Source organism: Cellulomonas sp. Leaf395 (assembly GCF_001424125.1).
Taxonomy (GTDB): Bacteria; Actinomycetota; Actinomycetes; order Actinomycetales; family Cellulomonadaceae; genus Cellulomonas.
In genome coordinates this window covers 849,563-871,021 of sequence record NZ_LMQI01000001.1, presented here as the reverse complement: position 1 = coordinate 871,021, position 21,459 = coordinate 849,563, and the positions used below count along the sequence as shown (strand labels likewise).

The window sequence follows — 21,459 nt, the reverse complement described above, 5'->3', positions numbered from 1 at the left end:
TCATCCGGTTGATCCGGCCGCCGCCTGACTGCCGCCACAGGGGCTCAGGAATCGTTCCTACACTGCGCCGGTGTCCCGCTCACGTGCCTGGCCGTCCCTCGTCGCGGCCCTCGTCGTCCTCGCGCTCGGCGCCCTCGTCGCCGTGGGAGTCGGTCAGGCCCTCGGGCTGAGCTACGAGCCCGCCGACACCCCGCCAGCGGCGGTGTCGGCCGTCGACCTGGACCCGATGGTCGCCGCACCCGCGATCGCCACCATCGACGTCCCCGCCGGTGAGCAGGTGGCGCTCGCGGCCTCGGCCGTCGGCGATGCCCTGACCGCTCGGGGGCTTCCCGCGCCGACCGTCGGTGTCGGGACGGGCGACGCCGATCTGACGGTCAGCCTCGTGCCCGCGTTCGCCGACTCTGCCGAGGCCTACCGAGTGACGACGGACGGCCGGATCGTCCTGGCGGCGTCGGAACCGGCAGGTGCGGCAGCCGGCCTCTACGCGCTCGCCGACCGGATCCGCTCCGGCGCGCCCCTCCCGGCGGACGGCGCGACCGTCGAACCCCGCCTCGGCCTGCGGCTCGTCGACTCGGGCTCGGTGGGCCGCGAGGCCGACCCGGCCGCGTTCGCCACCGGCACCGACTACTCTCTCAACACCGACGTCGTCGCCGGCGCCGTGCTGCCCGAGGCTCCCTGGGTCGACCAGGACGTCGTCGACGAGATCGACGCGCAGTTCCGCCAGCTGGTCCAGCACGCGCTGCGGCAGGGGTACAACGGCGTCGTCGTCCCCGGGTTCCTCGAGTACGTGACGTTCAGCGGCGTCGGTGACGGGCACGAGGTCTACCCCGAGGGCGACCCGCACGTGGCCCGCGCGGAGGCGATGGTCGACGCGTTCGGCCCGGTGTTCGCCTACGCGCAGGACATGGGGATGCACGTCTACCTGCTGACCGACATGCTCGCCGTCTCCCCGCCGCTCGAGGCGTACCTGGAGCGAACCGTCGGCGGGCTCGACGTCGACGACCCTGCGCTGTGGTCCGTGTACCAGGCGGGTCTGTCCGAGTTGTTCGACAGCATGCCGTTCGTCGACGGGCTCATGGTCCGCGTGGGTGAGGGCGGCTCGGTGTACCAGGCCGGCTGGGACTTCTCGTCGCGGCTGGCGGTCACGTCGGCGTCCTCGGTCCAGGCCATGCTGGGCGCCCTGCTGGAGACCGCGAGCGCGCACGACCGCGAGATCATCTTCCGCACGTGGACGGTGGGCGTCGGAGCGGTCGGCGACCTGCACACCAACCCGAAGTCCTACGAGGCCGTGCTGGGCGCCATCGACGACCCGCACCTGATCGTGTCGACCAAGTACACGATGGGCGACTTCTACAGCCACCTCCCGCTCAACCCGACGCTGGACACCGGGTCGCACCGGCGCATCGTCGAGTTCCAGGCGCGCCGGGAGTTCGAGGGGTTCGGCGCCCTGCCCAACGACCTGGTGGCCGACGAGGCCCAGGCGCTGCGGCAGTTCCTGGCGGCGAACCCGCAGGTGGAGGGCGTCTGGAACTGGACGCAGGACGGCGGCCCGCTGCGGGCGGGACCGATGACGCTGTACCTGCGCACAGGGTTCTGGCAGATGTACGACCTGAACACGTACGGGACGGCGCGGCTCGCGTGGGACCCCGACCTGGAGCCGTCGCAGGTGACGGGCGACTGGGTGCGGCAGACGCTGTCGTCCGACCCCGCGACCGCGACCGCCGTCACCGAGGCGCTCGCGCGGTCCCGCGAGGCGATCACCCGCGGCCTGTACATCCAGCCGTTCGCCGAGCAGACCGTCAAGGCCCTCGGCCTCGAGCCGCCGCCGATGATGTGGATCTTCGAGTGGGACATCGTCACCGGTGACTCCGCGGCGCTCGACAGCATCTACGAGGTCAGCCGGGACGACATCGACTCCGCCATCGTGGACGGGACAGGGGCGGCCGACGTCGCCGCAGGGATGCGCGAGCAGGTCGCCGCGACGTCCGCCGACACCTGGCACTCCCCCGAGCTGTACCGGTCGTTCGTCGACGCCCTCGACTACGAGACCGACCTGCTGGGCACGCTCGCCGCCTACCGCGCGACGATCCTGCGGCACGCGCAGTGGCTCGACACGGGCAGCGCGACCGCGCACGACCAGTGGCTGTCCGCCGAGCAGGAGTACCGCGCGGCCCGTGTCGAGCACGTCGAGCGGTACGCGGGCGACCTCGACCTCCCCGCGTACAGCTTCACCGCCGCCGACCTCGGTAGCGACCGCGCCGACCGCGACCCGGCGATGGCCTGGGCGGCCCGTGGCCTGCTCCTCGCGGTCCTCGTCGTGCTGGTGCTCGGGCTCACGGCGGTGCGCTTCCCCGGCGCGGCGGCGGTGCGCGCGCTGGTCGTCGCGGCCACCCGTCCGTGGCGGCTCGGCGAGGTGCCCGCCCCGACGACGCGCGCCGACCGGATCCTGGTGTGGGCACTGCCCGCGGTCGTCCTGGTGGCCAGCCGCTGCATCTACACGTGGTTCGCGGCGCCGGCTCATCTCGTCGCCACCCTGGGCGCGTGGCTCGTGCTGGCGGCCGTGCTGCGCTGGGTGGTGCGCGGGCGGGACCCGTTCCACCTGTGGGCGGCCCTCGGCGGCGTGGTGCTGCTGCGCACGACGATCCTGCTGGTCGCACTCGTCGTCCGCGGTCCGGGCCGCTACTGGTTCGGCTTCTGGACCGACCCCGCCTCGCGCACCGCGTACATCACCGTGGCGTTCGCGGCGTTCTGCTGGCTGTTCGTCGTCGTCGCCCTCGTGCTCCGGCGCGCCTACGGGCTGGGCACCGTCCGGTCCCTCGGCGCGACGCTCGTCGCCGGCGGGCTCGCCCTCGCGGTCGTCGCCGGGGTCGTCGCCGCCGTCGGGCTGGAACGCGCGCTGACCGTGTGGAACGACCAGATGGCGCTGCTGCCGTGGGGGCTCTCCCGGATCCTCGGGATCACGGTCCACCTCGGTATCCCCCCATCGTCGGCAACGGTCCTCGCGGTCGTCGGGCTCGTCGTCGCGGCGGTCGGCACCGGGCTCACGCTCCTCGGCCGACGCCGCATGGTTGCCGCCTGACCGAAGCGCAGCCGAGCGCCGCTCCCCACGGTCGGCGGAGCGGCGCTCGGGTTCGTGTCACCTCATCGAGGCCCTTGCGCGCGGTGGAGCGGGCGAAGCGCTCCCTGCACGGTGTCCCTCCCGATCACCGTGCCGGCGGCGAGGCCGTCGTCGACCGCGTGGCGGAAGTGGAAGCCCACGAGGATCCGCGACTCCCCGTTCTCCGCGGAGGCCTGAGAGAGGCGCTCGTACGACCGCAGCACCGGGGTCGGGTCGTCGCACCGCTGGCCCTCGGACAGCGTCAGGCTGCACGTGCTGAACGCGAGCCGGTCGGTGCCGAGCACGCGCCGGAGCACCTCGACGGCGGCTGCGCCCTCGGCCGCGTGCCCCGAGTACTGGTCCGGGATCGGGGGTGTCACCACGAGCGGCGTCCACGTCGGGTCCGCGGTCGTCGCCGGGTTGCCGTCCGTCTCGGCCTCGCGGATGGCCGTGACCGGCCGCCAGAACTTCAGCTCGTACTTGACCCGGAACGCGTCGACGTAGGCGTCGGACAGGGCGACGTCGAGCAGCGCGAACATCCGCGCGCTCTCCCACAGGTCCAGCCGCGCGTCCTGCGCCAGCGTCCGCGCGACCCGGTTCCACTGCAGGGGTGAGCTCTCCACCCAGAAGAGCGCCACCTGGGTCTGCTCGGGCGTGCGGGCGCTGGGTGTCGTCGTCCCGTCGCCGCCGAGCCGCTGGACCTCGTCGACGTCCGTCGCGTACCGGCGGCTGGTCAGCGGGTAGGGCCGGTACGCGCGCGGGTAGGACAGCTCGCGCGTCATGAGGAAGGGCCGGACCTGCCCCCACCCGGGCAGGGCGGCGACGTCGAAGCCGGGCGTGAAGCGCCACTGTCCGGGCTCTGTGCCCTGGGGGTACGACGGGTCGAGCAGGGTCGTAGGTGCGCCGTCGTCGGCGCGGAGCGCCAGCATCGTCGCCGCTGCCGCCTCGCCGACCGCGATGCCCGCCGACTTCGCGCGCCCGTCAGGGACGGCACCGATCCGCTCCGCGTACGCCTGCTCGGCCACGTCCACGCCGGCTGCGGCACAGTCGGGGCCGATCGGGTCGAGGACCTGGCCGGCCACCGCGACCAGGACGGCGCGGGCAGCCGCCGCCACAGCGGCCTCGGGTGAGGCGTCCGGCTCGGTCCCTCGTCCCGGCACGTAGCGCTCGTAGCGCCGGTCGATCGTGTTCAGGGCGTCGTGGACGGCGAGGTGCATCATCGCGTACATGCGCGCCTCGTGCGGCGGGTCCGCGGCCGGCGCCAAGCACGCCGCGAGCGCCACGTCCCCGGCGATCTCGTTCCATTCCACGACGGCCCCCGGCCCGCCGCCGGTGGTCGCGACGTTCTCGGGGGGTGGCGCCGCTCCTGCGGGCGAGGCGACCAGGGCTAGCAGCAGTGCGGGGGCGACGAGGCGGAGAGCTCGCAGCCGGGGGACGGCGTTCATGGCAGGACCCTTCGACATCGGCGATGCTGACCTGCTCGACGCTAGGCAGCGGTCGACGCCGTGACATGACCAGAACTGCCCGTCCTCGAGGGGATCGTTCGATGGTCAGAAGTGACCATCGACCCGCGTGCGCGGACCGGACTAGCGTGACGACCGTGTCCGCCTGGACGGCATCGCACAGCTCGCTCCGCTGGACCGAGGCCTCACCCAGCAGCTTCGTCGGCCGGCGGACCGAGCGAGCCCAGCTGGACGAGGCCTGGTCGGCCGCGACCCGCGGCCACCGCCAGGTCGTGTTCGTCGGAGGCGAGCCGGGGGTGGGCAAGTCGCGCCTGCTGGCCGAGACCGCGAGCCGGCTCGAGCGCTCCGGCGCCGTCGTGCTCGCCGGGAGCTGCGTCGCCGACCTCGGCACGCCGTACCAGCCGTTCGGGCAGCCGATGACCACGCTCCGCCCGGCGGTCGCCGACGGCACGCTCGAGCTCCGGGCCTCGTCGCGTCTGTCCCGCGACCGCGTCCTGGCCATGCTCGACGCGGTGACGGGGTCCGGGGACGACGTCGACGGTGGCGGCGAGCACGTCGACCTCGGCTACCGGCAGGACATCGTCGACGCCGTCGTCGAGACGCTGGTGGCAGCCGCTGCGGACCGTCCGCTGGTGCTCCTCCTCGAGGACGTGCACTGGGCGAGCGAGAGTGCGCTGGACCTGCTCTCGTACGTCGTCGAGAGCACTTCGACGACAGAGCTCCTGCTGCTGGCGACCCTGCGCACGACCGCCCCGGACCGCTCTGCCGGGCTCGTCGACCGTCTCGCCCGCCTGTACCGGCTCGACAGCGTCCGGCGCATCGACCTTCGTCCCTTCGCCACCGACGAGATCGAGGAGTACCTGGTGCGTGAGGGCCGGGCCGCGGACGGTCGAGGAGCGGAGCTCGCGGCCCGTCTGAGGGAGCGGACCGGAGGGAACCCGTTCTTCCTGCGCGAGCTCGTCCGGGACTTGGCACCGGGCCGCGACCGAGCGGTCCTGCACGCCGACGGACCGGCACCGCAGTCGGTCCAGGACACGATCGAGAGCAGGCTCCGCACGCTGCCACCGGACGCCCGCGAGACCCTGGAGGTCGCCGCGGTGATCGGCGACGTCGTCGACCCCGACCTGCTGCTGCGGGCGTCGCGCTGGGACGCCGGCCAGGCGCTCGACCACGTCGACGCGGCGGCCGACCGGCACCTGCTCGAGCTGCGCCCCGGGGCGGACGGTCTGCTCCAGTTCCCCCACACCCTCGCCCGCCAGGTCGTGCTCGACCTGGTCCCGCTGGCCAGGCGGACCCACCTGCACCTGCGGGTCGCCCAGGCGCTCGAGCAACCCGGCCCGCGGGGCGCGACGCGTGTGCAGCAGCTCGCGCACCACTACGACCGCGCTCACGTCCTGGGGTACACCGCCGAGGCCGTGCGCTACCTGCTCGAGGCGGGGCGCCTGGCCGAAGAGGCGCTCGCTCACGACGAGGCCGCCCAGCTCTTCGCCCGCGCGGCGGCGCTCGACCCCGACCCGGAGACGGCGGACGAGGCCCGCCTCCGCGCCGCCGCCTGCTGGGTCCTGGCCGGCGACCTGCCCGCCGCCCGGGACCTTGCGGAGACGGTGGCGGCCGACGCGACGTCACCGCACCGGCTGCGCGGCGCCGTGATGTACGAGGAGAGCACCTGGCGCTCCTCCAGGCCCAGCGGTCGGGCCGTCGAGCTGCTGACGACCGCGCTATCCGCGACACCCGCCACCCCGGACGACGCTCTGTCTGTCCGCGCACGCGCGAGCCTCGGCCGCGCCCTCGTGTACGAGCACCGGCACCAGGAGGCGTGCGAGCTGGCCACGCAGACCATCGCGCAGGCGCGCCGGCTCGCGGACGACGACCTCCTCGTCCGCGTGCTGGAGGCGGCCTTCATGCACGGACACACCCCGGCCGACCTGCCGACCACCCTGGCGCGCGCGCAGGAGGTCTCACACCTGTCCCGGCAGAAGGGCGATCTCTGGCACCTGGGGCACGCCGCGTTCCAACGCTCGCTCATCTCGTACGTGATCGGGGACGACCGCGGGCTCGCCGACGCGCGCGCCGACCTCGTCCGGACCGCCGACGCGACCCGCCAGCCCTACTTCGCCTACTGGGCGGGCAGCGTGGACTTCACCCGCCAGTTCGTCACCGGTCGCTTCGCCGACGCGACGCGTACCTCCGAGACCCTCGTCGAGCTCGGGTCGACGTTCGAGACGGAGGGGACGACCGGACCGTGGAGCTTCCAGCAGTTCATGCTGCGCCGTGAGACGGGTGGTCTCGAGTCCGTGCGTGGCCTCGTCACGGGCGACGAGGACGTCCACGGCACCTGGGCGCCCGGTCTGCTCGCCCTGTACACCGAGCTGGGCATGTCCGACGTCGCGCAGCGGGTGCTGACCTGGCTCGTGCCGGACGAGTACGCGAGCACGGTCGCCGGGTCGGGGGTGCTCGCCCTGCTGTGCGACGCCGCGGTCGAGCTGGAGGACGTCGACGTCGCGGCGCGCCTCCGGCCCGCCGTCGCGACGTTCACCGGGATGAACCTCGTCGTCGGAGGACTCGTCGCCGTCATGGGCAGCGCGGACCGGTACCTCGGACAGCTGGACTCGCTGCTGGGCCGGGGCGACCCGGAACGGTCGTTCGCCGTCGCGGAGCAGATGGACGCCGCTATGGGGGCACCAGTCCACCGGGCCGAGACCCTCGCGGCGCACGTCGCGCACCACCGCCGGCACGGTCCGGACGGCTGCGACGTCCGCGCCCTGGAGCGGAGCGCCCGGTCCACGGCCACAGCCCTCGGCCTGGCGCGCGTCCTGCGTCGGCTCGACTCGGTCGGGGCCGCCTCGACGCGCACCACGCACCCCGACGGGCTGACCGACCGCGAGGTCGAGGTCCTGTGCCTGCTCGCCGAGGGCCTCAGCAACCGGCAGATCGCCGGGACGCTGGTGATCAGCGAGAACACCGCCGCCAACCACGTGCGCAACATCCGCATCAAGACGGGCTGCGAGAACCGGACGCGGGCGGCGATGTACGCGGTCAGCCACGGCCTGCTCACCTGAGTCAGAAGCTGGTCAGCGCTCCGTCCGGGGTGACGGTCCCGGTCACCTCGACGACCACGTCCGCCGGGAGACCCGCTGCGACCGCGGCCCGACGGACCACGTCGGCGGACGGCGCCTCGTAGAGGCAGAACGTCTTGCGCTTGTCGAGCGAGAGGAACGAGTACAGCCAGCGCACACCCTCGGCGTCGTTGATCCGGTTGATCTCGTCGAAGGCACCGAAGTGCGGTTCGACGTCCACCGCGTAGTTGCGTTCGATCACGAAGTACGGCATCGCGCCCCCCACCGTCTCGCGCCTGACGCGGCGCTGCCCTCATCGTGGCACCGGTCGCCGGAGGCCGGAAGGGCGAGGTCGGGGACGTTCGGCCCATCCGGCGGCCCCCGTCCGTTTTGTAGCGTCGAGAACAGCGGGTCGCAGGTGGGCCCGACCACCCTCGACAGGGAGAAGAACGGTGACCTCCAGCAAGCCAGTCAGCACGACCGACAGCGCGATCGACCAACTCGTCGCCCAGGCCGGCAAGGCCTTGGACGAATACGCGCGATTCACGCAGGACGACGTCGACCACCTGGTCAAGAAGGCATCCGTCGCCGCGCTGGACAAGCACGGTGAGCTGGCCCTGCTGGCGGTGAACGAGACCGGCCGAGGTGTGTTCGAGGACAAGGCCGTGAAGAACATCTTCGCGTGCGAGCACGTGACCAACTCGATGTCGACACTCAAGACCGTGGGGATCGTCTCCCGCGACGACCTCACCGGCATCACCGAGATCGCGGAGCCCGTCGGCGTCGTCTGCGGCGTCACCCCGGTGACCAACCCGACCTCGACGACGATCTTCAAGTCGCTCATCGCGCTCAAGACGCGCAACCCGATCGTGTTCGCCTTCCACCCGAGCGCGCAGGCGTCCTCGGTCGCCGCCGCTCGCGTGGTGCGCGACGCCGCCGTGGCCGCAGGCGCCCCCGAGCACTGCATCCAGTGGGTCGAGACACCCTCGATCGACGCGACCACCGCGCTGATGAACCACCCGGGCGTCGCCCTCATCCTGGCCACCGGCGGCAACGCGATGGTCCGCGCCGCGTACTCGTGCGGGAAGCCGGCGCTCGGCGTCGGTGCGGGCAACGTGCCCGCCTACATCGAGAAGACGGCGAAGCTGAAGCGGGCCGTCAACGACGTCGTGCTGTCCAAGGCGTTCGACAACGGCATGGTCTGCGCGTCGGAGCAGGCGGTGATCCTCGACGACGTCATCTACGACGCCGCGCTCGCGGAGTTCGCGGTCCTGCACGCCTACCGGGCCAACGCCAAGGAGAAGGCGCTGCTCGAGCAGTTCATCTTCGGCGTCAAGGCCGAGGGCAAGAACTGCGCGGACGCCAAGCTCAACGCGTCCGTCGTCGGCCAGACCCCCCAGTGGATCGCGGCGCAGGCCGGGTTCTCGGTCCCCGACGACACGTCGATCATCCTCGTCGAGGTCAGCGGCGTCGGCCCCCAGGAGCCCCTGACGCGCGAGAAGCTCGCGCCCGTCCTCGCGGTGCTGCGCGCGGACTCCACCGAGCACGGCATCCGCCTGGCTGAGCAGATGGTCGAGTTCGACGGCCTCGGGCACTCCGCTGCCATCCACACGCGCGACGACGCTTTGACCGAGGAGTTCGGCAGCCGCGTCAAGGCCGTGCGGATCATCACCAACGCGCCCTCGTCGCTGGGCGGCATCGGCGACATCTACAACGCGTTCATCCCGTCACTGACGCTCGGCTGCGGCTCCTACGGCCACAACTCCGTGTCCAACAACGTCTCGGCGGTGAACCTGGTGAACATCAAGCGGATCGGCCGCCGGAACAACAACCTCCAGTGGTTCAAGGTGCCGGCCAAGACGTACTTCGAGCCGAACGCGATCCGGTACCTCGCCGACATGCCCGACGTCGAGCGCGTCACCATCGTCACCGACGCGACCATGACGACCCTCGGCTTCGTCGACAAGATCATCGACGTCCTGAACCGCCGCTCGTCGAAGGTCGCGCTGCAGATCATCGACCAGGTCGAGGCCGAGCCGTCCGTGCAGACGGTCAAGGCGGGCGCCGCGCAGATGCGCCACTTCCGCCCTGACACGATCATCGCCCTGGGCGGCGGCTCGCCGATGGACGCCGCGAAGGTCATGTGGCTGCTGTACGAGCACCCGGAGATCCACTTCTCCGACCTCAAGCAGAAGTTCTTCGACGTCCGCAAGCGCGCGTTCAAGTTCCCCGTCCTGGGCGAGCTGGCGCAGCTGGTGTGCATCCCGACCACGTCGGGCACGGGTGCCGAGGTGACGCCGTTCGCGGTCATCACCGACCCGGACACGGGCAAGAAGTACCCGCTGGCCGACTACGCGCTCACGCCGTCCGTCGCCATCATCGACCCCGTCCTGACCGCGAAGATGCCGCCCTCGCTGGCGGCCGACTCCGGCTTCGACGCCCTGACCCACGCCACCGAGGCGTACGTCAGCGTCTACGCCAACGACTTCACGGACGGCATGGCGATGCAGGCCGTGCGCCTGATCTTCGACAACCTGGCGCTGTCCGTGAACGGTGACCCCACCGACCCGGCCACGCAGGACGCCCGCGAGACCATGCACAACGCCGGCACCATCGCCGGGATGGCGTTCGGCAACTCGTTCCTCGGCATCGTGCACGCGATGGCCCACGTCGTCGGCTCCACGTACCACCTGGTGCACGGCCGCACGAACGCGACCCTGCTGCCGCACGTGATCCGGTACAACGGCACGGTCCCCACCAAGCTGACGAGCTGGCCCAAGTACGAGCACTACGTCGCACCCGAGCGGTTCCAGCAGCTCGCCGCGATGCTCGGGCTCCCGGCGTCCACGCCGGCGGAGGGCGTCGAGTCCTACGCGCTGGCGGTGGAGTCGCTGCGGGCACGCGTCGGCATCCCCGCGTCGTTCCACGCGCAGGGCGTCGACGAGCACGAGTTCCTCGCGCGGCTCGACGAGGTCGCGATGGGCGCCTACGAGGACCAGTGCGCTCCCGCGAACCCCCGCATGCCGATGATCGAGGACATGAAGGACCTGATGACCGCGGCCTACTACGGCACGTCGCTGACCGACGTCCGCAGCCGCCGCACCGAGCAGCACACGGCCGACCGGGTCCCCTCCACGACCCCGTAGGCGCGCGACAGCCGCTCGACCCGACGCCCCGCCGTGCACCAGCCGGCGGGGCGTCGGCACGTCTCCGCTGGGCGCGTCGGCCACTGCGCGGGCAGACTGTGGGACCACCCCGCACCCACCCCGACCCCCGGAGGACTCCATGCCCGCCCCGACGAGCCCGATCCGCCCGCGACTCGCCCGCGCCGGCGCCCCCGTCCTCGCCGTGCTCCTCGCGCTCGGCCTCGCCGCCTGCTCCGACGCCGACATCGACGACGCCGCACAGCAGGCCAAGGACGCCGCGAGCGAGGCCCGCAGCGCGATCGACGACCTCAAGGCGCAGGTCGACGACGCCAGGGCGGAGGCCGATGCCGCCGAGCAGAAGATCGCCGACGCCAAGGAGCAGCTCGGGTCGCTGGACGACGCCGCGAAGGCCGAGGCCGAGAAGGCCGTCGCCGACGCGCAGACTGCCGTCGCCGACGCGCAGGGCGCGCTCGAGCAGGCTGAGGCCGAGGGCGACGCCGCCTCGCAGCAGGCGCTGGCCGACGCACAGGCCAAGGTCGCCGATGCGCGGGCCGAGCTCGAGGCCGCCAAGGCGAACGCCGCGGGCGAGGCCGCCGACTCCCTCGACGAGCTCGCCCAGCAGCTCACGACGCTCGGCGACAAGCTCGAGAGCGCAGCGGCCGGCAGCTGATTCCGGACGGCACGGATCGTCGCCCCTCAGGGCCTCGACGGCGATCCGTTGCGCGCTGATCGGGTGAATTCCGCGCTCGTCGGCGCGGGATGTTGTACCTGAGCGACCCTGTGCCGATCTTCAAGACATGGACGAACGACAGGCGCAGCGGGTTCTGCGGCGACACCACGTGGAGTGGTGGATCGTCGGAGCCTGGGCGTCCCTCGCACTCGTCGTGGTCGCGGGCTTGACCGCCGCGGCCGGACTGGTGGTCTGAGCGCACCTGCGCTCCCGACCCGTCGCCGACGGGTCATCCCGCCGCCCCCGGATGTCACCCCCTAATCTCGTCGCATGACCCCACCGCGCTGGCAGGACGTCGCCCGTGCCACCGGGCTGATGGGCGACGACGGCGTCCCCCGGGCCACGGTGTTCGCCGAGATGTCGGCGCTCGCCGCCCGCACGGGGGCGGTGAACCTGGGGCAGGGCTTCCCCGACGTCGACGGCCCCGCCTCGGTCGCTCAGGCCGCCGCGGACGCGATCGCGGCGGGTGCCAACCAGTACCCGCCCGGCCCGGGAATCCTTGCGCTGCGCGAGGCCGTCGCCGAGCACCAGTGGTCGCGGTACGGCCTGACGTGGGACCCCGACCGGGAGGTGCTGGTCACCGCCGGAGCGACGGAGGCCCTCGCGGCCACCGTCCTGGCGCTCGCCGGACCGGGCGACGAGGTGCTCACGCTCGAGCCCTTCTACGACTCCTACGCCGCCGTCGTCGCCCTGGCGGGTGCCACCCACACGACCGCGCCGCTGGTCGCTACCACTCCGCTCGTCGCTACCGCCCACGGCTTCCGCCTCGATCTCCACGCGCTGTCCGCCGCGTTCACCCCCCGGACCCGGCTGGTGCTGGTGAACACCCCGCACAACCCCACCGGCACGGTGCTGACCCGCGACGAGCTCGCCGCGATCGCCCGGCTCGCCGTCGAGCACGACGCCCTGGTCGTCACGGACGAGGTGTACGAGCACCTGGTGCTCGACGGGTCGGGGGCTCGTTCGTCGGTGCATGTCCCCATCGCGACCCTCCCCGGCATGGCCGAGCGGACGCTCACCATCTCCTCGGCCGGCAAGACGTTCTCGTTCACCGGCTGGAAGATCGGGTGGGTCACCGGACCGGAGCCGCTGGTCAGCGCGGTCCGCACCGTCAAGCAGTTCCTCACGTACGTCAACGGGGCACCGTTCCAGCCGGCGGTCGCGTTCGCGCTGCGGGACCCCGACGTCGCCGCCTGGGTGGTCGAGCTGGCGCACTCGCTGTCCCGGCGTCGTGACCTGCTCTGCGCGGGCCTCGAGGATGCGGGCTTCACGGTCGTCCGACCGCAGGGCACCTACTTCGTGCTCGCCGATGCCGCGCCGCTGGGGTATACGGACGGTGTCGCGCTGTGCCGGGACCTGCCCGGGCTGGCCGGCGTCGTGGGTGTGCCCGTCACCGCGTTCACGCACGCGGGCTCCGACGTCGACCGCGCGCTGCGGTCGTGGGTGCGGTTCACGTTCGTCAAGCGCGACGAGGTGCTGACGCAGGCCGTGGCTGGTCTGCACCGGCTGCACCGGGGCTGACCACGGCGGGTCGCCGAGACCCCGCCGGTCAGACCGCCCAGGCGCCGTCGCGGCGGTACGCCGGCGTGGCCAGCGCGAGCACGAGCAGGGCCGCCACGGACGCACCGACCATCACTGCCGCCATCGCGACGGCGTCGCCGCCGAGGAGCCCCGACAGCGGGCTGACAAGCCCGGCGACGCCCGCCTGCATCGACCCGATGACCGCGGCGGCCGTCCCGGCGATCTCGCCGTGCCGGGTCAGCGCCAGGGCCGAGGCGTTCGGCGGGACGAAGTTGACCAGCATCAGGATCAGCCACAGCACCACGAGCAGCGCCACGAGGCCGCCCCAGCCGGTGAGGGCCAGCGCGAGCAGCACCCCGGTGAGCCCGAGCGAGATCGGCAGGACCACGCGCACGATCCGGATCGGTGCGACCCGACGGACGAGGGACGCATTGATCTGCGCGCCAAGCACCAGTCCGAGGCCGTTGACGGCGAAGAGCAGTGAGAACGCGCCCGACGACAGCCCGTAGCCCTCGCGGAGCACGAACGGCGACGCGACGACGTAGCTCATCAGCACGGCCATGCCGAGGCCCGGCAGGACGGCCAGCGCGACGAAGTGGCGATCCCTGAGCAGCGAGCGGTAGCCGGAGACGGCGGTGCGCAGACCACCGGCACGTCGCCGGTCCGGCGGCAGCGTCTCCGGGAGGCGGCGCCAGACGACGACCCACAGCACGACCCCGAAGACGGCGAGCGCGAAGAACACCGACCGCCAGCCCCACTGCCCGGCGATCACCCCGCCGAGCGACGGGGCGAACAGCGGCGCGACTCCGATCACGAGCATGAGGCGGGACATCAGCCGCGAGGCGTCGGCGCCGACGAACCGGTCGCGGATGATCGCCATCGCCACGACGGTGGCCGAGGCGTTGAAGAAGCCCTGCACGCTGCGCAGCGCGATGAGCGGCACGATGGCCGGTGCGATCGCGCACAGCAGCGACGTGACGATGTGCAGCACCACGCCGATCAGGACGGGCTTGCGTCGCCCGAACCGGTCCGAGAGCGGCCCGATGACCAGCTGGCCGACGGCCCCGCCGATGAGCATCGCGGTCATGGTCAGCTGCGCCGCGGTGGCCGACGTGTTCAGGTCGCGCGCCACGTCCGGCAGCGACGGCAGGTACATGTCGGTCGAGACGGCCGGCAGGGCGCACATCAGCCCCAGCATCAGCACGTACTTGGCGTTGGGCCGGAACTGGGGGGCGGGTGCGGCGTCCGTCCCTGCCGACGTGCCGGGGGGTGCGACGCTCGCGGCCGGCGCGGGGCCGGTCGGGGCGGAGGGGAGGATGGTGCGCGAGCTCATTGACAGCAGTCTCCCACAATTAACGAATCGATTCGATCCGAGAGTGGTGTGATCTGCCCCGCCCGCCCATGTCACCGGTCCCTGACAAGGTGGACCCCATGTGTGGTCGATATGCCTCCTTCCGCGAGGACCAGGCGCTGGCCGACGAGTTCGCCATCGCCACGGTCGCCGACGACGTCCGCCTCCTCGGCCCGTCCTGGAACGTCGCCCCCACGGACGGCGTCCGCATGGTCGTGGAACGCGCGGACAAGGAGACCGGGGAGATCACCCGTCAGCTCCGCGTGGCCCGCTGGGGACTGGTGCCGTCGTGGGCGAAGGACATCTCGGTGGGCAACCGGATGATCAACGCCCGGGTCGAGTCCCTCGAGGAGAAGTCGGCGTTCGCCCGCCCGTTCGCCGTGCGCCGTGCGCTGCTGCCCGCGGACGGCTACTACGAGTGGAAGAAGCCGGAGCCCGGGTCCCCGAGCACGAAGAAGCAGCCGTTCTACCTGCACCCCGCGGACGGCGAGGTGGTCGCACTCGCGGGGCTGTACGAGTTCTGGAAGGACCCGACGAAGGCCGACGACGACCCCGCGCGCTGGGTCGTCAGCGCCACGGTCATCACCCGTCCGGCCGCCGACGAGCTCGCCCACATCCACGACCGCCAGCCCCTGATGCTGCGCCGGGAGGCCTGGGCTGCCTGGCTGGACCCCGCGGTCGGCGCGGACGGCGCCCGCGAGCTGCTGGAGACCCCGCCGCCCGACATCGTCGCGACCCCGGTGTCCACGGCCGTCAACACCGTCGCCAACAACGGCCCGGCCCTGGTGGACGGGGTCGACCCCGAGGTCGCACCCGCATAGACCGCGCCTACGCCCCCGCGGCGCGCAACCGCACGGGCGCCACGGAGCCGATCCCGGCCAGCCGGCGCGCCGGACGAGGCTCGAGCACGAACCGCGCGTCGGCCGACAGGACCGTCGCGGTCGCCCCGTCGACGAGCACGGTGCTGGGATCGGCGATGTCGGTGAGCCGCGCGGCCAGGTTCACGTCGGGCCCGAACACGTCACCGAACCGCGACAGTACCCGCCCCCACACGAGCCCGACCCGCACGGGAGTCACCCCGCGAGCGCCCTCGAACAGTCCGCCGGTGGTGGTCTCACGGTCGACGTCGAGCTCTTTGCCCAGCGTGTCCGCGAGGTCGAGGGCGATCAGCGCGCCGGTGGCGGCGCTGTCGGCGACGAACAGGATCGCGTCGCCGATCGTCTTCACGACGCGCCCCCCGTTGGCGGACACGATGTCGCGGGCGGCGGCCTCGAACCGCTGGACGAACTGCGAGAGGTCGGTGGAGCCGAGCCCCGCGGTGCGACGCGTGAAGGAGACCATGTCGGCGAACCCGACCGCGCGGGCCAGGGGCAGGGCGGAGCGGTCCGGTCCGGGGCCGCGGAGCTGGCCGAACTCCCCGGCGTAACGGCCGGCGATGGCGGCGAGCTGGCGCCGGTAGGAGTGCACCAGCTGCGCCTCGAGCACGGGCGCCAGCGACGCGAGCCGGTCGAGGACGAGCAGCCGGGCCGAGGTGTCGTCGAGCTCGTACCGGCCGGCCATGTCCTCCACCAGTGCCTCGACCTGCCACAGGGCGAGCCGGTCGGAGGTGTGGCCCAGGGCGCGCGTGACCGTGATGACGGTCCGCAGGTCCAGCCCGTGCTCGCGGACCAGGGCGGCGGCGCGGTCGATGGCCTCGGCGTCTCGCTCGGTGTACACCGGCTCGTCCGGGTCGGCGTGCGGCAGGCCCATGGTGGTCCAGAAGCCGCGGACGATGTCGATGTCGATACCGGCACGCTCGGCCAGGTCGCGTGCGCTGAGGGTGCGGGGGCCGCCGAGCAGCTCGGCGTCGAGCTCCCCCACCGTCGACTCGAGGAAGTGGAGGTCCTGCGATCGGTCGTCCGGCACGGGAAGAGGGTAGTTCACCTGGCCGGGCGGACGTGGCGTACGTCACCCGCGAGCACGCGGTGGGACACCCCGTCGTCGGCGACGACCACGAGGGCGCCGTCGTCGTCGAGCCGCGCCGCCACACCGCTCACCGACGCGTCCCCCGGCAGCTCCACGCGCACGCGCGCGCCCAGGGTGCTGCACACCGCGGCGACCTCGTCGGCCAGCCCGGAACCGACGGCGTCACCACCGGACTCGCGCCAGCGCTCCGCCACCTCGAGCTGCGCGGCGACCAGCGCCACGAGCATCCCCTCGCGGTCGACGTGCTGCGCGCCGGCGAGGGCGAGCGACGTCGCGCTCGGCACCGGGAGCTCGTCGGCGCCCTGCAGCACGTTGATCCCGATGCCGATGACGACGGCAGGCGGTTGCCCGGCGGGCAGCGCGACGACCTCGGCGAGGATCCCCCCCACCTTGCGCGCCGCCCCCCAGCCCTCGACCTCGGTGTCCGCGGGCACGAGCAGGTCGTTGGGCCACTTCAGGGTCGCGGGGACGCCCGCCGTGGCCCGCAGGGCGTTCACAGCGGCAAGGCCGGTGAGCAGCCCGATCCAGCCGAACGACGCGGCCGGGACCGGCGGGCGCACGACGAAGCTGCAGGTCAACGCGGTCCCCGCCGGCGTCTCCCACGTCCGCCCGGCTCGTCCACGCCCACCCGTCTGGTGCTCCGCGACGAGCACGCTCGCGTCCGGCCAGGAGCTCGGGTCGGCGCGCAGGGCATCGGCGAGGTCGCTGTTGGTGGAGGCGGTCGCGTCGACGACCTCGACGCGGGTCAGCGGTCCGGCGGGAGCGAGCAGGAGGTCGCGGAGCTCGGCGACGCGCAGCACCGTAGGCATGGAGGGCACAGCGCCCATGATGGCGGTCCTTGTGGGAACCCGACACCCCGACGCGGGCAACACCGTGACCCGCCTGCACGTGCATGGAGGGCTCCGACAACTAGCCTCGGTCGAGTGACTGACACCCAGCAGCCCGTCGAGACGGCCCCCCGCACCACGGCCGCCAAGCTGGCCGACCTCGCCGACCGCTACGCGGCGGCCGAGGCCGCCGAGCAGGGAGCCGTCGACAAGCAGCACGCGCGCGGCAAGCGGTCCGCCCGCGAGCGCATCGAGCAGCTCCTGGACCCGGGCTCGTTCACCGAGCTCGACGCGTTCGTCCGGCACCGCTCCACCAACTTCGGCCTCGACAAGAAGCGGATCCCGGGTGACGGCGTCGTCGTCGGGCACGGCACGGTCGACGGTCGCCCGGTCTGCGTCTACTCGCAGGACTTCACGGTCTTCGGCGGGAGCCTGGGCGAGGTGCACGGCCAGAAGATCACGAAGGTGATGGACCTGGCGCTGCGCACGGGCGTCCCGCTGATCGGGATCAGCGACGGCGGTGGCGCGCGGATCCAGGAGGGTGTGGCGGGGCTGACGCAGTTCGCGGAGATCTTCCGTCGCAACGTCGCCGCGTCCGGGGTGATACCGCAGATCAGCCTCATCCTGGGCCCGTCGGCCGGCGGTGCCGTGTACTCCCCCGCGCTGACGGACTTCATCGTCATGGCCGACGGCACCTCCAACATGTTCATCACGGGTCCCGACGTCATCCGTGCGGTCACCGGTGAGGACGTCGGCTTCGAGGAGCTGGGCGGCGCGACGACGCACAACACCCGCTCCGGCGTCGCGCACTACATGGCCTCGGACGAGGACGACGCGCTCGACTACGTGCGCTCGCTGCTCACCTACCTGCCGCAGAACAACCTCACGGACCCGGTGACGTTCGACCACCACACCGACCTGGAGGTCAGCGAGGCCGACGAGGAGCTCAACTCGCTCCTGCCCGACTCAGACAACCAGCCGTACGACATGCGCACGGTCCTGGAGCACGTGCTCGACGACGGGGTCCTGCTCGAGGTCCAGCCGTTGTACGCCAAGAACGTGCTGATCGGCTTCGGGCACGTCGAGGGGCACCCCGTCGGGATCGTCGCCAACCAGCCCCTGGCGATGGCGGGCACGCTTGACATCAACGCCGCCGAGAAGGCCGCGCGGTTCGTGCGGACCTGCGACGCGTTCAACATCCCGGTGCTCACGTTCGTCGACGTCCCGGGCTTCCTGCCGGGCACGGACCAGGAGTGGAACGGCATCATCCGGCGCGGCGCCAAGCTCATCTACGCGTACGCCGAGGCCACCGTCCCGCTCGTCACCGTCATCACCCGCAAGGCGTACGGTGGCGCGTACATCGTCATGGGCTCCAAGCAGCTCGGCGCCGACGTCAACCTGGCCTGGCCCACCGCGCAGATCGCCGTGATGGGTGCCGGCGGCGCGGTGAACATCCTGCAGCGCGGCGCCCTGAAGTCCGTCGCGGCGGCGGGCGGCGACGCGGAGGCGGAACGCCGGCGGCTGACGGCCGAGTACGAGGAGGCGATCGTGAACCCGTGGGACGCGGCCGACCGCGGGTACGTGGACGCGGTCATCGCACCGGCGCAGACCCGCGCGGAGATCACCAAGGCCCTGCGGCTGCTGCGCACCAAGCGCGCCAGCCTGCCGCCCAAGAAGCACGGGAACATCCCCCTGTGAGCGAGCACGAGCACGACGAGCGCGATGAGCATGGCGGCCACGACGACCCGGCCCACGGCCCCGAGCCGCTGGTCGGGGTCGACGCGACGGACCTGCACGCGGCGGTCGCGGCCCTGGCCGACGCGTTGCACGGGTACGTCGACGCGGCAGTGGGCGTCCGCGCGGAGTTCGGGTCCAGGGAGGCCGACGAGGATCCCCGGATCCTGGTGCTCGAGTCGGAGATCGGCGGCCTCAACGCGCAGCTGTACGACCTGCTGCACGAGCGCCTGGGACTGCACGCCGACCTCACCGGGATGTCGTGGGGCGACGACCAGCACGGCGACGCGGACGCCCCGCGCAGCGACGCCGAGATCGACACGTTCCACCTCGGGTTCGTCGTCGGACCGCCGGCGGGAACGTCGGACCTGTCGCTGGAGTCCGTGCTGGACGTGGTCGAGCAAGGCGGCGCGGACCTGGCGCAGCGGCTGGTCGACGCCGGGTTCGAGGTCGGCGAGTGGGGCGCGTCCCGCGGGGCCGCGGTCGCGTTCGAGGAAGACGACGACGACGATGACGGGGACGAGGACGACGACGTGACAGGACGCTCGTGAGCGCGCGCGACCCGGACGTGCAGGTGGTCCGCGGCACCCCGGACGACCTGGAGCTGGCCGCCCTGGTGGCAGGCCTGATGGCCGCGGCCACCGAGCGCGCCCGCCTGGCCGAGGAGCAGGACCACGCGGTCGCGGCCCCCTGGGCCGACCGACGCCGGACCATGCGCGGCAGCCGCGTCGGGCTGCGACCGGGGCCGGACGCGTGGCGCTGGAGCCTGCGCGGCTGACCCGGAGGATCACCCCCGGCACTCGGGCTACTCGCGGGTAGGGTCGGGCTGGTGACGATGACGCCCACCACCCCGGACGCGCTCACTGAGCGCGCACCCTCCCCGATCGACACGATCGCCGAGGCGTACATGACCGCGTACGCGACCCTCGACCCCCTGGCAGCGACCAGCATGGGCATCGCGGGGCACGACCACGAGATGACCGACCACTCCCCGGCAGGTCTCGAGGCCCGTGCGGAGCTCACGCGAAGCACCCTGCTGTCCTTGGACGGCGCCGCCCCGACGGACGAGGTCGACCAGATCACCCTGGCCGCGATGCGCGAGCGGCTCGGCCTGGAGCTGGAGCTGCACGAGGCGGGCGAGTACCTGCGCTACCTGAACAACATCGCGTCCCCGGTCCAGAACCTGCGCGACGTCTTCGACATCATGCCGACCGACGACGTCGAGGCGTGGTCGAACATCGCGGCCCGGCTGAACGCCCTGCCGTTCGCGGTCGACGGCTACATCGAGTCGCTGCGGCTCGCCGCGAGCACCGGCGCCGTCGCCGCGGTCCGTCAGATCGAGGAGGCCGCCCGCCAGGCCGACGAGCTGGCAGACCCGGCGACGTCGTTCTTCACCACCTTCATCACCGGCGCCGGCGTGGACGCGGTGCTGGACGAGTCGGCCGCGTGCTCCCTGGTCCGCGCCGAGCTCGAGCACGGTGCCACGGCGGCTCGTGGGGCCTACGCGACGCTGGCTGCGTTCCTGCGGGACGAGCTGGCACCGCAGGCACCGCAGGCGGACGCAGCGGGCCGCGAGCGCTACGCCCTGTGGTCGCGCGCGTTCCTCGGCGCCACGGTCGACCTGGAGGAGACGTACCAGTGGGGGCTCGAGGAGCTCGCCCGGGTCGTCGCCGAGCAGGAGGCCGTCGCCGCGCAGATCGCCGGACCGGGCGCCACCGTCGCCCAGGCCATCGCGAAGCTCGACGAGGACCCCGCCGGCACCCTGCACGGCACGGCGGCGCTGCAGGCGTGGATGCAGGAGACGTCGGACGCGGCGATCGAGGCCCTGGACGGCACGCACTTCGACATCCCCGTCCCGGTGCTCGCCCTCGAGTGCCGCATCGCCCCCACGCAGAACGGTGGCATCTACTACACGGGCCCCAGCGACGACTTCAGCCGCCCCGGCCGGATGTGGTGGTCGGTGCCGCCGGAGGTCACCACCTTCAACACCTGGCGCGAGAAGACGACCGTCTACCACGAAGGCGTCCCGGGCCACCACCTGCAGATCGGTCAGGCGGTCTTCCAGCGCGCGACCCTGAACACGTGGCGCCGGCTGGCGTGCTGGACGTCGGGCTACGGCGAGGGCTGGGCGCTGTACGCCGAGCGGCTGATGGCGGACCTGGGCTTCCTCGACGACCCGGGCGACCGGTTGGGCATGCTCGACGGCCAGCGGATGCGCGCCGCCCGCGTGGTCTTCGACATCGGCGTCCACCTCGGTCTGGAGGCACCACAGGAGTGGGGCGGCGGGACTTGGGACGCCGACAAGGGCTGGGAGTTCCTCAAGGCCAACGTGAACATGCCCGAGTCGTTCATCCGGTTCGAGTGGAACCGGTACCTGGGTTGGCCGGGCCAGGCGCCCTCGTACAAGATCGGCCAGCGCCTCTGGGAGCAGACGCGGAACGCCGCGGCCGCTGAGGCCGAGGCGAAGGGCGAGGAGTTCGACCTGCGCGCCTTCCACGCCCGCGCGCTGAGCATGGGCTCCCTGCCGCTGGACGTGCTGAGGACGGCGTTCGCAGGCTGAGGACGACGA

16 protein-coding genes are annotated in these 21,459 nt (G+C 72.6%); 11 read left to right on the top strand and 5 right to left on the bottom strand.

Annotation, left to right across the window (positions count from 1 at the left end; all coding sequences use genetic code 11):
• Positions 1 to 70 precede the first annotated feature (70 nt).
• Positions 71 to 3,079: a hypothetical protein gene (locus ASG23_RS03985; protein ID WP_056020294.1), complete on the top strand. Its 3,009-nt coding sequence runs from the start codon at positions 71 to 73 to the stop codon at positions 3,077 to 3,079.
• Between the two features lie 62 nt (positions 3,080 to 3,141).
• Here the strand turns inward: ASG23_RS03985 and ASG23_RS03980 are convergent, their stop codons facing one another.
• Positions 3,142 to 4,542, bottom strand: coding sequence for a vanadium-dependent haloperoxidase (locus ASG23_RS03980; protein WP_157465509.1), 1,401 nt, complete (start codon positions 4,540 to 4,542; stop codon positions 3,142 to 3,144).
• Positions 4,543 to 4,697: 155 nt separating this feature from the next.
• Between ASG23_RS03980 and ASG23_RS20785 the strand changes: the two genes are divergently transcribed.
• Positions 4,698 to 7,619 (top strand): helix-turn-helix transcriptional regulator, encoded by a 2,922-nt coding sequence (locus ASG23_RS20785; protein WP_162242657.1) that lies wholly within the window; start codon positions 4,698 to 4,700, stop codon positions 7,617 to 7,619.
• A gap of 1 nt (position 7,620) precedes the next feature.
• Here ASG23_RS20785 and ASG23_RS03970 read toward each other — a convergent pair whose 3' ends face one another.
• Positions 7,621 to 7,890: a DUF4242 domain-containing protein gene (locus ASG23_RS03970; protein ID WP_056020808.1), complete on the bottom strand. Its 270-nt coding sequence runs from the start codon at positions 7,888 to 7,890 to the stop codon at positions 7,621 to 7,623.
• A 178-nt stretch (positions 7,891 to 8,068) separates the two neighbouring features.
• On the opposite strand from ASG23_RS03970, the gene adhE reads away from it, so the two are divergent.
• The 4 genes from adhE to ASG23_RS03950 all read left to right on the top strand — a co-directional run bounded on the left by adhE (position 8,069) and on the right by ASG23_RS03950 (position 13,013).
• On the top strand, positions 8,069 to 10,762 hold the full coding sequence (gene adhE / locus ASG23_RS03965; RefSeq protein ID WP_056020286.1) for a bifunctional acetaldehyde-CoA/alcohol dehydrogenase: 2,694 nt from the start codon (positions 8,069 to 8,071) through the stop codon (positions 10,760 to 10,762).
• 139 nt (positions 10,763 to 10,901) lie between these two features.
• Complete coding sequence (locus ASG23_RS03960; protein ID WP_056020283.1) at positions 10,902 to 11,432, top strand: hypothetical protein; 531 nt, start codon at positions 10,902 to 10,904, stop codon at positions 11,430 to 11,432.
• A 127-nt stretch (positions 11,433 to 11,559) separates the two neighbouring features.
• Positions 11,560 to 11,688, top strand: coding sequence for a hypothetical protein (locus tag ASG23_RS03955; RefSeq protein ID WP_056020280.1), 129 nt, complete (start codon positions 11,560 to 11,562; stop codon positions 11,686 to 11,688).
• A gap of 74 nt (positions 11,689 to 11,762) precedes the next feature.
• Positions 11,763 to 13,013, top strand: coding sequence for a pyridoxal phosphate-dependent aminotransferase (locus ASG23_RS03950; RefSeq protein ID WP_056020277.1), 1,251 nt, complete (start codon positions 11,763 to 11,765; stop codon positions 13,011 to 13,013).
• 28 nt (positions 13,014 to 13,041) lie between these two features.
• Here the strand turns inward: ASG23_RS03950 and ASG23_RS03945 are convergent, their stop codons facing one another.
• Positions 13,042 to 14,346, bottom strand: coding sequence for a multidrug effflux MFS transporter (locus tag ASG23_RS03945; protein ID WP_082515747.1), 1,305 nt, complete (start codon positions 14,344 to 14,346; stop codon positions 13,042 to 13,044).
• Positions 14,347 to 14,444: 98 nt separating this feature from the next.
• Here ASG23_RS03945 and ASG23_RS03940 point away from each other — a divergent pair, with 98 nt between their 5' ends.
• A complete protein-coding gene (locus tag ASG23_RS03940) occupies positions 14,445 to 15,185 on the top strand; it encodes an SOS response-associated peptidase (protein ID WP_056020274.1) in 741 nt (246 codons plus the stop codon).
• A 7-nt stretch (positions 15,186 to 15,192) separates the two neighbouring features.
• Here ASG23_RS03940 and ASG23_RS03935 read toward each other — a convergent pair whose 3' ends face one another.
• Both ASG23_RS03935 and ASG23_RS03930 read right to left on the bottom strand, forming a co-directional pair.
• Positions 15,193 to 16,269: an adenylate/guanylate cyclase domain-containing protein gene (locus ASG23_RS03935; RefSeq protein WP_157465508.1), complete on the bottom strand. Its 1,077-nt coding sequence runs from the start codon at positions 16,267 to 16,269 to the stop codon at positions 15,193 to 15,195.
• A 14-nt stretch (positions 16,270 to 16,283) separates the two neighbouring features.
• On the bottom strand, positions 16,284 to 17,138 hold the full coding sequence (locus tag ASG23_RS03930) for a biotin--[acetyl-CoA-carboxylase] ligase (protein ID WP_157465526.1): 855 nt from the start codon (positions 17,136 to 17,138) through the stop codon (positions 16,284 to 16,286).
• 114 nt (positions 17,139 to 17,252) lie between these two features.
• Here ASG23_RS03930 and ASG23_RS03925 point away from each other — a divergent pair, with 114 nt between their 5' ends.
• The 4 genes from ASG23_RS03925 to ASG23_RS03910 are packed head-to-tail and all read left to right on the top strand — an operon-like array spanning position 17,253 to position 21,450.
• On the top strand, positions 17,253 to 18,854 hold the full coding sequence (locus ASG23_RS03925) for an acyl-CoA carboxylase subunit beta (protein WP_056020262.1): 1,602 nt from the start codon (positions 17,253 to 17,255) through the stop codon (positions 18,852 to 18,854).
• Complete coding sequence (locus tag ASG23_RS03920; RefSeq protein ID WP_056020259.1) at positions 18,851 to 19,441, top strand: hypothetical protein; 591 nt, start codon at positions 18,851 to 18,853, stop codon at positions 19,439 to 19,441. Before ASG23_RS03925 ends, ASG23_RS03920 begins: the two co-directional genes overlap by 4 nt.
• Positions 19,438 to 19,668 (top strand): acyl-CoA carboxylase subunit epsilon, encoded by a 231-nt coding sequence (locus ASG23_RS03915; RefSeq protein WP_056020256.1) that lies wholly within the window; start codon positions 19,438 to 19,440, stop codon positions 19,666 to 19,668. The genes ASG23_RS03920 and ASG23_RS03915 overlap by 4 nt, the downstream gene beginning before the upstream one ends.
• A gap of 57 nt (positions 19,669 to 19,725) precedes the next feature.
• Positions 19,726 to 21,450, top strand: a complete 1,725-nt coding sequence (locus ASG23_RS03910; RefSeq protein ID WP_056020253.1) for a DUF885 domain-containing protein — start codon at positions 19,726 to 19,728, stop codon at positions 21,448 to 21,450.
• Positions 21,451 to 21,459: the final 9 nt, after the last annotated feature.

Bases quoted from the DNA above. Each gene is read 5' to 3' on its own strand.
- ASG23_RS03910 (WP_056020253.1), top strand. From the start codon at position 19,726: ATGACGCCCACCACCCCGGACGCGCTCACTGAGCGCGCACCCTCCCCG.
- ASG23_RS03980 (WP_157465509.1), bottom strand. From the start codon at position 4,542: ATGAACGCCGTCCCCCGGCTGCGAGCTCTCCGCCTCGTCGCCCCCGCA.
- ASG23_RS03955 (WP_056020280.1), top strand. From the start codon at position 11,560: ATGGACGAACGACAGGCGCAGCGGGTTCTGCGGCGACACCACGTGGAG.
- ASG23_RS03940 (WP_056020274.1), top strand. From the start codon at position 14,445: ATGTGTGGTCGATATGCCTCCTTCCGCGAGGACCAGGCGCTGGCCGAC.
- ASG23_RS03950 (WP_056020277.1), top strand. From the start codon at position 11,763: ATGACCCCACCGCGCTGGCAGGACGTCGCCCGTGCCACCGGGCTGATG.
- ASG23_RS03945 (WP_082515747.1), bottom strand. From the start codon at position 14,346: ATGAGCTCGCGCACCATCCTCCCCTCCGCCCCGACCGGCCCCGCGCCG.
- ASG23_RS03930 (WP_157465526.1), bottom strand. From the start codon at position 17,138: ATGCCTACGGTGCTGCGCGTCGCCGAGCTCCGCGACCTCCTGCTCGCT.
- ASG23_RS03960 (WP_056020283.1), top strand. From the start codon at position 10,902: ATGCCCGCCCCGACGAGCCCGATCCGCCCGCGACTCGCCCGCGCCGGC.
- ASG23_RS03970 (WP_056020808.1), bottom strand. From the start codon at position 7,890: ATGCCGTACTTCGTGATCGAACGCAACTACGCGGTGGACGTCGAACCG.